The following is a 10,015-nucleotide window of genomic DNA, read 5'->3' as shown; positions in this document are numbered from 1 at the left end:
AAACCCGCGCGGGGGTAGTTTTTGGCCGGCGGGGGCAAAACCCCCCCGGGGGGGTTTTGGGGGGGGGGGGGGGGGGGGGCCCCCGGGTTTGGGGGTGGGGGGGGGGGGGGGGGGGCAAAGGCTCCGCGCAGCGGCCCGCACGCCCGCACCCCGCCCACCCCACCGGCACCCGCACCCGCACCCGCACCCGCACCCGCACCCGCACCACCCACACCCGCAAGAAGCGCCCGCACCAGTACAGAGCCCCGTCCCCTCCGAAAGGCACACCGTGACGCAGGACGACGACCTCCTCACCCGGGCCCAGGCATGGCTCGACGAGGACCCCGACCAGGAGACCCGCGAGGAGCTCGCTCGGCTCATCGAGGCCGGTGCGGCCGGTACGACGGACGAGCTCGCCGTCCGGTTCGCCGGCACGCTCCAGTTCGGCACGGCCGGACTCCGGGGCGAGCTGGGCGCGGGACCCATGCGGATGAACCGCTCGGTGGTCATCCGCGCCGCCGCCGGCCTCGCCGCGTACCTGAAGGCGAAGGGGCAGGACGGCGGGCTCGTCGTCATCGGCTACGACGCCCGCCACAAGTCCGCCGACTTCGCCCGCGACACCGCCGCCGTGATGACCGGCGCCGGGCTGCGCGCCGCGCTGCTCCCCCGCCCGCTGCCGACGCCCGTCCTCGCGTACGCCATAAGGCACCTGGGGGCCGTCGCCGGCGTCGAGGTGACCGCGAGCCACAACCCGCCGCGCGACAACGGCTACAAGGTCTACCTGGGCGACGGCTCGCAGATCGTGCCGCCCGCCGACGCGGAGATCGCCGCCGAGATCGCCGCCGTCCGCTCGCTGCACGACGTGCCGCGTCCGGAGGACGGCTGGGAGACCCTCGGCGACGAGGTGCTCGACGCCTACCTGGAGCGTACGGACGCGGTCCTGACCCCCGGGTCCCCCCGTACCGCGCGGACCGTCTACACGGCCATGCACGGCGTCGGCAAGGACGTCCTGACGGCCGCGTTCGCGCGCGCCGGCTTCCCGCCGCCCGCCCTGGTGGCCGAGCAGGCCGACCCGGACCCGGACTTCCCGACGGTCGCCTTCCCCAACCCGGAGGAGCCGGGCGCGATGGACCTCGCCTTCGAGGCGGCCCGCGCCGTGGCCCCGGACCTGGTGATCGCCAACGACCCGGACGCCGACCGCTGCGCGGTGGCCGTGCCGGACCCGGCCGCCGAGGGCGGCTGGCGGATGCTCCGGGGCGACGAGGTCGGCGCGCTGCTCGCCGCGCACCTGGTGCGCAGGGGCGTCACCGGCGTGTTCGCCGAGTCGATCGTCTCGTCCTCGCTGCTCGGCCGGATCGCGGAGGCCGCGGGCGTCGGGTACGAGGAGACGCTGACCGGCTTCAAGTGGATCGCCCGCGTCGAGGGCCTGCGGTACGGCTACGAGGAGGCGCTCGGCTACTGCGTCGACCCGGAGGGCGTCCGCGACAAGGACGGCATCACGGCCGCGCTGCTCGTCACCGAGCTGGCCTCGGTGCTCAAGGAGGAGGGCCGGTCCCTGACCGACCTCCTGGACGACCTGGCCGTGGAGCACGGGCTGCACGCCACGGACCAGCTGTCGGTGCGGGTCGAGGACCTGGGGATCATCGCGAACGCGATGGCCGCGCTGCGCGAGCGCCCGCCGGTCTCCCTCGCCGGTCTGACGGTGGTCTCGGCCGAGGACCTGACCAAGGGCACGGAGGCGCTGCCGCCCACGGACGGACTGCGCTACCACCTGGAGGGCGACTACTGGGCCCGGGTGATCGTGCGTCCCAGCGGCACCGAGCCCAAGCTCAAGTGCTACCTGGAGGTCGTGGTCCCGGTGGCCGGCGCGGACGCGCTGCCGGCGGCCCGCGCCACGGCGGCGGAGCTGCTCGGAGCGCTCAAGCGGGACCTGTCGGCGGCCGCGGGGCTGTAGGCCCCCGGTACGCGCGTCGGGGCCGGTACGGAATCCACTTCCGTACCGGCCCCGACGCGCGTCCGGGAGGGCGGGCGCTCAGCCCGTCGCGCCCAGGATCACCAGGAGCAGCAGCCCGGCGACGGCGGGCGCGATGATCTCGTACGCCCAGCGCACCTGCGGCTCGCCCTGCGCCTCCGGGCTCCCGCCGTGGCGCTCGGCGAGCTCGCGCAGGTCGGCGACGGTCTGGTCGGTGGGCGCGGTGCGCGCGGCGTTCTGCCGTACGTCGGCGGTGACGGAGGTACGGCCGTGGGGGTCGTCCTGGGAGGCGCGGGCGGCCCGGCGGGCGGCCTTCTTGCGCTGGCGCAGCGAGACGGGGACGGCCCAGAGCTGGTACTTCTCGCCCTCCTGGGTGAAGACCTCGCTGGAGTAGCCGGCGCGGACGTCGGCGACGGAGGCCCAGGGCAGCGTGATCGACCGGAAGGGGTTGCGGACCCGGAGCCGGCGGTCGTTGGCGTACACGGCGGGCCGGATCGTGAAGGCGACGATCAGCGGCACGGCGAGGACGAGGCCCGCGAGCGCGAGCCAGGGGGCCCGGCCCTCGCCGCGGACCATCGCGTCACCGGCGAACACGGCCGCGAGCGCGACCAGGAACACGCCGCTCGCGATCCCGAGGGGCGACCGGAAGGCCCGGTCGGCGTAGGGCTGCTCAGGGGTCGACCCGGGGCTGGGCTCGCGGCTCGGCTCGGGGGTCGGCTCGGGGGTCGTCATGCCGCCGATTCTGCCTCAGCGGGCGGACGGGGGCTCAGGCGGCCCGCACGGCCAAGGGACCGACCGTACGGAACGGCACCACCGGAACGGCACCACCGGAACGGCGACCACCGACCGGCTCGCCGCCACGGACGACGGGACGCGGCCCGAGCCCGGGCACGGCTGATCGGACGCGGCGGCGAGCCGGACCGGACCGGGCGACCGGGCGCGGTTCGGGCCGGGCCGCGCTCCGTACCCCCGGGCCGGACCGCGCCCCATACCCCCGGACCGGACCGCTCTCCATACCCCCGGACCGGTTGGCACCCCACCCGGAGGCGACCGCTCCCAGACGTCCGTCTGTGACCTCGGGCTCCATGACCCCCGCCCCCTGTACAGGTCGCTACGCGCGTAGATATGCTCGACTGGTGACCATGCCCACCACTGCATCCGCAGCACCCGCATTCGCCGACGTGACCACGTCCGACAGTGCGCTGCGCCGCTTCCTCCACGGGCTGCCCGGCGTCGACGCCGTCGGCCTGGAGGCGCGCGCCGCGTCCCTCGGCACCCGCTCGATCAAGACCACGGCCAAGGCCTACGCCATCGACCTGGCCATCTCCATGATCGACCTGACGACGCTCGAAGGCGCGGACACCCCGGGCAAGGTCCGGGCGCTCGCCGCCAAGGCCGTCCACCCCGATCCGACCGACCGCACGACCCCGACGACCGCCGCCGTCTGCGTCTACCCCGACATGGTGGCCACCGCCAAGGCCGCCCTCGCGGGCTCCGGCGTCAAGGTCGCCTCGGTCGCCACCGCCTTCCCGGCCGGCCGCGCCGCGCTCCCCGTGAAGCTCGCCGACACCGCCGACGCCATCGCCGCCGGGGCCGACGAGATCGACATGGTCATCGACCGCGGCGCCTTCCTCGCCGGTCGCTACCTGGAGGTCTTCGAGCAGATCGCCGCGATCAAGGCGGAGTGCGGCGACCGCGCCCGCCTGAAGGTGATCTTCGAGACCGGCGAGCTGTCCACGTACGACAACATCCGCCGCGCCTCCTGGCTCGGCATGATGGCCGGCGCGGACTTCATCAAGACCTCGACCGGCAAGGTCGCGGTCAACGCCACCCCGGCGAACACGCTCCTCATGCTGGAGGCCGTGCGCGACTTCCGCGCGCAGACCGGCGTGCAGATCGGCGTGAAGCCGGCCGGCGGCATCCGCAACACCAAGGAGGCGATCAAGTTCCTGGTGCTCGTCAACGAGACGGTGGGCGAGGACTGGCTGGACAACCACTGGTTCCGCTTCGGCGCCTCCAGCCTGCTCAACGACCTGCTGATGCAGCGCCAGAAGCTGGCGACCGGCCGCTACTCCGGCCCCGATTACGTGACGGTGGACTGATCAACATGGCATCTGCATTCGAGTACGCGCCGGCGCCCGAGTCCCGGTCCGTCGTCGACATCGCCCCCTCCTACGGCCTGTTCATCGACGGCGAGTTCGTCGAGGCGGCCGAGGGCAAGGTCTTCAAGACCGTCTCGCCCTCCACCGAGGAGGTCCTGTCCGAGGTCGCCCGCGCGGGCGCCGAGGACGTCGACCGCGCGGTCAAGGCCGCCCGCAAGGCCTTCGAGAAGTGGTCCGCGCTGCCCGGTTCCGAGCGCGCCAAGTACCTCTTCCGGATCGCCCGGATCATCCAGGAGCGCAGCCGCGAGCTGGCCGTCCTGGAGACCCTGGACAACGGCAAGCCGATCAAGGAGACCCGCGACGCGGACCTCCCCCTGGTCGCCGCGCACTTCTTCTACTACGCGGGCTGGGCCGACAAGCTCGACCACGCCGGCTACGGCGCGAACCCGCGCCCGCTGGGCGTCGCCGGCCAGGTCATCCCGTGGAACTTCCCGCTGCTGATGCTGGCGTGGAAGATCGCCCCGGCGCTCGCGACCGGCAACACGGTCGTCCTGAAGCCGGCCGAGACGACCCCGCTGACCGCCCTGTTCTTCGCGGACGTCTGCCGCCAGGCCGGGCTGCCGAAGGGCGTCGTCAACATCCTTCCCGGGTACGGGGACGCCGGCGCCGCGCTCGTCGAGCACCCCGACGTGAACAAGGTCGCCTTCACCGGTTCGACCGCCGTCGGCAAGGCCATCGCGCGCTCCGTCGCGGGCACGGACAAGAAGGTCACCCTGGAGCTGGGCGGCAAGGGCGCCAACATCGTCTTCGACGACGCCCCGATCGACCAGGCCGTCGAGGGCATCGTCAACGGCATCTTCTTCAACCAGGGCCAGGTCTGCTGCGCGGGCTCGCGCCTCCTGGTCCAGGAGTCGGTCCAGGACGAGCTGCTCGACGCGCTCAAGCGTCGACTGTCCACGCTCCGCCTCGGCGACCCGCTGGACAAGAACACCGACATCGGCGCCATCAACTCCTCCGAGCAGCTGGCCCGCATCACCACCCTGGTCGAGCAGGGCGAGGCGGAGGGCGCCGAGCGCTGGACCGCCGCCTGCGAGATCCCGTCCGCCGGCTACTGGTTCGCCCCGACGCTCTTCACGAACGTCACGCAGGCGCACACCGTCGCCCGCGACGAGATCTTCGGCCCGGTCCTGTCGGTGCTGTCCTTCCGTACGCCCGACGAGGCCGTGGCGAAGGCCAACAACAGCCAGTACGGCCTGTCGGCGGGCATCTGGACGGAGAAGGGCTCCCGCATCCTCGCGGTGGCGAGCAAGCTCCGGGCCGGGGTCGTCTGGGCCAACACGTTCAACAAGTTCGACCCGACCTCGCCCTTCGGCGGCTACAAGGAGTCGGGCTTCGGCCGCGAGGGCGGCCGTCACGGTCTGGAGGCCTACCTCGATGTCTGACGCGAACCGTCTGAGCGTCTTCAAGACCTACAAGCTGTACGTCGGGGGCAAGTTCCCCCGCTCCGAGAGCGGCCGGGTGTACGAGGTGACGGACTCCAAGGGCAAGTGGCTGGCGAACGCCCCGCTCTCCTCCCGCAAGGACGCACGTGACGCGGTCGTCGCCGCCCGCAAGGCCTTCGGCGGCTGGGCGGGCGCGACCGCGTACAACCGCGGCCAGATCCTCTACCGCGTCGCCGAGATGCTGGAGGGCCGCAAGGGCCAGTTCGTGCACGAGGTCGCGGACGCCGAGGGCCTGTCCAAGAACAAGGCGGCCGCGGTCGTCGAGGCCGCGATCGACCGCTGGGTCTGGTACGCGGGCTGGACCGACAAGATCGCCCAGGTCGTGGGCGGCGCCAACCCGGTCGCGGGCCCGTACTTCAACCTCTCCACCCCCGAGCCGACCGGTGTCGTCACGGTCCTGGCCCCCCAGGACTCGTCCTTCCTCGGCCTGGTCTCGGTGATCGCCCCGGTGATCGCGACGGGCAACACGGCCGTGGTGGTCGCGAGCGAGAAGTACCCGCTGCCCGCGCTCTCCCTGGGCGAGGTGCTCGCCACCTCCGACCTGCCGGGCGGCGTGGTCAACATCCTCTCCGGCAAGGCCTCCGAGATGGGCCCGCACCTCGCGGCCCACCAGGACGTCAACGCGATCGACCTGACGGGCGCGTCCGACGACGACCTCGCCCGCGAGCTCGAGATCGCGGCGGCGGACAACCTGAAGCGCGTGCTGCGCCGCCGCACCGAGGACTTCGCGGAGTCCCCGGGCACGGACCGCATGACCGCGTTCCTGGAGACGAAGACGGTCTGGCACCCGACGGGTTCGCTGGGCGCGAGCGGCTCGTCGTACTAGTCCGGAACCATCGGAGGGCCCCTCGGGTGTACGCACCCGGGGGGCCGTTCCGCGTTCCCGGCCGCCCGGGTCCCTCGGGCCGGCCCTTGCACCCCGGGCCGATCCGCCGCAAGATCCAGAGGTGATCGATCGCGGAGGGGACATGAAGGGGCGGGTCGGTACGTCATGAGAGGGCTGGTCAAGGGGGACAACACCTTCGTCCCGACGGTGCCGCTGCGCGTCGCCGTACGGAACGGTGTCGACGTCGCCGCGCTGCTGCTGACGGAGCGGGGCAGGGTCCGGGGGGACGGGGACATCGTGTTCCACGGCGCCCCCGCCCATCCGTCGGGCGCCGTGCGGCTCGCCGTCGGCGAGGACGGCACGGTGTGGCTGGAGGCCGGCCTCACCGCGATCGAGGAGGGGATCTCCCGCGTCCTCGTCGTCACGTCGACGGAGATCGGCGCGCTGCGGGACGTGGACGGGCTGTCCGTGGAGGTGTTCGCGCCGGACGGCACGGCGGTCGTGCGGTACGACGTGACCGACGCGGGCGGCGAGACGGCGATGGTCCTCGCGGAGCTGTACCGGCGGTCGGGGGGCTGGAAGTTCCGCGCGGTGGGCCAGGGTTACCTGGACGGCCTCGAAGGCCTGGCCGCGGACCACGGCGTGGACGTGGCGGAGGAGCCCCCGCCCGCCACCCCGGTCACGGCCCCGCCCGCCGTCGTGACGCCGCCCGCAGCCGCTGCCCCGGACTTCGCGCCGCCGCCCGCACCGGCGCCGGCGGTGGCGGTGCCGCCGTCCGTGCCGGAGCTGCGTCCGCCGGACCGGACGTTCGGGACCGTCTTCGAGCCGCACACGCTCAGCGGCCGGCACAACCAGGTCATCACCGTCGAGGACCTCCCGCCGGGCCCGGTCCTGGTCGAACTCGCCGTCGAAAGGGACGGATACACCGGCCTGTGGCCCCTCGACCACCGCAACAAGGAGGGCGACTACCTCGTCAACAGCGGAGAGGACGACTTCCAGGGCCGCGTGCTCACCACGGTCCCCGGGAACGGGCGGCTGCGGCTGAAGCTGCAGGCGGACCGGCCCTGGCGGATGCGGATCCTGCCGCTGGCGGCGGCCCGGCACCTCACGGAGGACGCCCTGGAGGGCCGGGGCCCGGACGTCCTGCTGCACACCGGAGGGGTGGCCGACATCGCCTTCCACTACCGCGGCAAGGAGAACTTCATCGTCTACGTCATCGACCTGACGGAGCACGACGACCCCGCCACCCTGCCGGAGCCGGATGGCCCCCTCGTCAACGAGATCGGCAGACACCGGGAGACCGTGCCCCTGCCCGAGGGTCCGCTCCTCGTCCAGCTGCAGTTGGCCGACGGCCCGTGGCGCGCGCGTCTGAAGCGGTTGCAGCAGCACAGCGGGTGGACGGACGACGACGGCCCGGTGAAGCTGCCTGAGCCCCGCGGGGCTCAGGGCTGGCTGCGGCGGGGAAGGCGCTGAGCCTCCGGCCCCCTCCGGCCGGAGCTACGGGAGCAGCCCCTGCGACAGCGGTCCGACCACCGGCAGGTCCGCCACGGCCCCGCCCTTCGTGAGGTGGTCGGTGACCAGGTTCGTGCCGACCGGCTTGAAGTCGGCGACCTGGGTGCCGAGTCCGTTGTCGAGGGGGTCGACGCCGGTGTTGGCCAGCGGGTCGAGCTGGAGCCGGGTCAGCGGGCCCAGGGCGTGGCCGACCCCGCCGAGCGCGCCCGCGCCGGCCGCCGCGGCGTCCGTCTGCGTCAGGGAGCCGACCGGCAGCGGCAGCGGGGCGGCGGCCTGGGCCCCGGCCCCCGCGCCGACCAGCGCGGCGCCCGCCGCCGTGACGGTGAGTCCGGCCTTGAGCAGGGCGCTGCGACGGGAGGTGCTGGGGGCTGCGTGACGCGCCATGGCGTTCCTTCCAGGGGGTGTTCGGGCGGACACCGACAGTAGTGGAGGTGTGACGCCCGATACCAACGCCCTCCCTGAGGGTCCCCTGCACGGGGGAATGCCTCACACTGGTGTTCCGTGAGTTCCCAACCGATCCCGACCCGGGTCGTCCTGCTGACGGGCCCCTCCGGCTCCGGCAAGTCGTCCCTCGCCGCCGTCACCGGCCTCCCGGTCCTGCGCCTCGACGACTTCTACAAGGAGCACGACGACCCGTCGCTCCCGCTCGTCGACGGCAGTCCGGACATCGACTGGGACTCGCCGCAGTCCTGGGACGCGGACGCCGCCGTCTCCGCCGTCGTCGAGCTGTGCCGCACGGGGCGGACCGACGTCCCCGTGTACGACCTCGCCACCAGCTCCCGGACGGGCCGGGAGGCGCTGGACATCGGGCGGACCCCGCTGTTCGTGGCGGAGGGGATCTTCGCGGCCGAGATCGTGGCCCGCTGCCGCGACCTCGGCGTCCTGGCCGACGCGATCTGCCTGCGCGGCCGTCCCTCGACGACGTTCCGCCGCCGTCTGGCCCGGGACCTCAGGGAGGGCCGCAAGTCGGTGCCGTTCCTGCTGCGCCGGGGCTGGCGCCTGATGCGGGCCGAGCGCGCGATCGTGGCCCGCCAGGCGGAGCTGGGCGCCCACCCCTGTGCCAAGCCGGAGGCCCTGGGCCGGCTGGCCGCCGCGGCGGCGGGCCGTCACCGCACCCCGGCCACCCGCCCGTAGGGGCTTCCCCCGACACGCAAGAAGCGGACCGTACGAGACCCCCGGGCCCGTACGATCCGCTTCTTCCTTTTCCCCCGTACCCCCGCACGGTTCCCCCGTGCTTCCCCGCGAGCCCCGTCTCCCCCGTGGGCCCCGTGGGTCGTTCCCCCCTCTTTTCCCCCGCTTCCCCCGTTTTCCCCCAGCCTTCAGGCCACCAGCTCGCCGAAGGACTCCTCCTCGTCACGGCCGAAGCTCAGCACCTCGTCCTCGCGCAGTCGCCGCAGCGAGCGCCAGATGCTCGACTTCACCGTGCCGACACTGATGTCCAGGATCTCCGCGATCTCCGGATCGGTCCGGCCCTCGTAGTACCGGAGCACCAGCATCGTGCGCTGGAGCTCGGGCAGCCGGGCCAGCGCCTGCCACAGGACCGCGCGCAGCTCCGTGCCCCGCATCGCGTCCGTCTCGCCGACCGTCTCCGGCAGCTCCTCGGTGGGGTACTCGTTGAGCTTGCGGCGGCGCCAGGCGCTGATGTGCAGATTGGTCATGGTCCGGCGGAGGTACCCGCCGACCGCGGCCTTGTCGCTGATCCGGTCCCAGGCGCGGTACGTGGAGAACAGCGCGCTCTGGAGCAGGTCCTCGGCCTCGAAACGGTCACCGGTGAGGTGGTAGGCGGTGGCGTACAGGGAGGCCCGACGCTCCTGGACGTAGGCCGTGAACTCGGCCTCCGAACAGCCGGGGCGTTCCCCCGTGGCCTCCCCGTACACCGCTCCCCCGTCAGCGACGGCCACCATGTACGGCGCCTTGCGCTGACGTCCGACGCCTCGAACGCACCCCCGTCCGTTCGTATGGGCGCCGGACTTCTCCGTGCTCCGCACGACGTCGTGGAGACGCGTGACAACTGCGCTTGAGCTGGTGCTGTGCAGTGCGTTCATCTCGCGCCCCCCGTCGGCTGGAGTGTGTTTCGGTCCGTGTGCCAAGAAGCTTGCCCGGGGGACTTCATGGCGTTGTC

At 73.2% G+C, this 10,015-nt stretch carries 9 protein-coding genes; 6 read left to right on the top strand and 3 right to left on the bottom strand.

Annotated features, from left to right (window positions below):
- Positions 1-268: 268 nt before the first annotated feature.
- Complete coding sequence (locus ACWGSR_RS06430) at positions 269-1,933, top strand: phospho-sugar mutase (protein WP_453563946.1); 1,665 nt, start codon at positions 269-271, stop codon at positions 1,931-1,933.
- A 78-nt stretch (positions 1,934-2,011) separates the two neighbouring features.
- On the opposite strand, the gene ACWGSR_RS06425 is transcribed toward ACWGSR_RS06430, so the two are convergent.
- Positions 2,012-2,683, bottom strand: coding sequence for a PH domain-containing protein (locus ACWGSR_RS06425; RefSeq protein ID WP_376237818.1), 672 nt, complete (start codon positions 2,681-2,683; stop codon positions 2,012-2,014).
- 410 nt (positions 2,684-3,093) lie between these two features.
- Here ACWGSR_RS06425 and deoC point away from each other — a divergent pair, with 410 nt between their 5' ends.
- From deoC to ACWGSR_RS06405, 4 genes are all read left to right on the top strand, one after another.
- The gene (gene deoC, locus ACWGSR_RS06420) at positions 3,094-4,053 is read left to right on the top strand and encodes a deoxyribose-phosphate aldolase (RefSeq protein WP_453563944.1); all 960 of its coding nucleotides are present in this window, start codon (positions 3,094-3,096) and stop codon (positions 4,051-4,053) included.
- 5 nt (positions 4,054-4,058) lie between these two features.
- Positions 4,059-5,495 carry an aldehyde dehydrogenase family protein gene (locus tag ACWGSR_RS06415; RefSeq protein WP_453563942.1) on the top strand — a complete coding sequence of 479 codons (1,437 nt, stop codon included), beginning with the start codon at positions 4,059-4,061 and terminating at the stop codon, positions 5,493-5,495.
- Entirely contained in the window at positions 5,488-6,381 is an 894-nt protein-coding gene (locus ACWGSR_RS06410; RefSeq protein WP_376237811.1) for an aldehyde dehydrogenase family protein, read from the top strand. Before ACWGSR_RS06415 ends, ACWGSR_RS06410 begins: the two co-directional genes overlap by 8 nt.
- Before the next feature lie 165 nt (positions 6,382-6,546).
- Positions 6,547-7,854, top strand: a complete 1,308-nt coding sequence (locus tag ACWGSR_RS06405; RefSeq protein ID WP_453563940.1) for a TerD family protein — start codon at positions 6,547-6,549, stop codon at positions 7,852-7,854.
- 24 nt (positions 7,855-7,878) lie between these two features.
- Here the strand turns inward: ACWGSR_RS06405 and ACWGSR_RS06400 are convergent, their stop codons facing one another.
- Entirely contained in the window at positions 7,879-8,277 is a 399-nt protein-coding gene (locus ACWGSR_RS06400) for a hypothetical protein (protein ID WP_376237806.1), read from the bottom strand.
- Between the two features lie 117 nt (positions 8,278-8,394).
- Between ACWGSR_RS06400 and ACWGSR_RS06395 the strand changes: the two genes are divergently transcribed.
- A complete protein-coding gene (locus ACWGSR_RS06395; protein WP_453563937.1) occupies positions 8,395-9,027 on the top strand; it encodes a uridine kinase family protein in 633 nt (210 codons plus the stop codon).
- Positions 9,028-9,212: 185 nt separating this feature from the next.
- Here ACWGSR_RS06395 and ACWGSR_RS06390 read toward each other — a convergent pair whose 3' ends face one another.
- The gene (locus ACWGSR_RS06390; protein ID WP_376237801.1) at positions 9,213-9,938 is read right to left on the bottom strand and encodes a SigE family RNA polymerase sigma factor; all 726 of its coding nucleotides are present in this window, start codon (positions 9,936-9,938) and stop codon (positions 9,213-9,215) included.
- Positions 9,939-10,015 lie beyond the last annotated feature (77 nt).

The sequence above is a fragment of the Streptomyces sp. NPDC055632 genome (assembly GCF_053618675.1).
The sequence above is the reverse complement of the archived record's forward strand: the minus strand, read 5'-3'. Positions and strand labels throughout refer to the sequence as shown.

What these genes read in the sequence shown, in the direction of transcription:
- ACWGSR_RS06425 (WP_376237818.1), bottom strand. Translation starts at nt 2,683, where the DNA reads ATGACGACCCCCGAGCCGACCCCCGAGCCGAGCCGCGAGCCCAGCCCC.
- deoC (WP_453563944.1), top strand. Translation starts at nt 3,094, where the DNA reads ATGCCCACCACTGCATCCGCAGCACCCGCATTCGCCGACGTGACCACG.
- ACWGSR_RS06415 (WP_453563942.1), top strand. Translation starts at nt 4,059, where the DNA reads ATGGCATCTGCATTCGAGTACGCGCCGGCGCCCGAGTCCCGGTCCGTC.
- ACWGSR_RS06410 (WP_376237811.1), top strand. Translation starts at nt 5,488, where the DNA reads ATGTCTGACGCGAACCGTCTGAGCGTCTTCAAGACCTACAAGCTGTAC.
- ACWGSR_RS06405 (WP_453563940.1), top strand. Translation starts at nt 6,547, where the DNA reads ATGAGAGGGCTGGTCAAGGGGGACAACACCTTCGTCCCGACGGTGCCG.
- ACWGSR_RS06400 (WP_376237806.1), bottom strand. Translation starts at nt 8,277, where the DNA reads ATGGCGCGTCACGCAGCCCCCAGCACCTCCCGTCGCAGCGCCCTGCTC.
- ACWGSR_RS06390 (WP_376237801.1), bottom strand. Translation starts at nt 9,938, where the DNA reads ATGAACGCACTGCACAGCACCAGCTCAAGCGCAGTTGTCACGCGTCTC.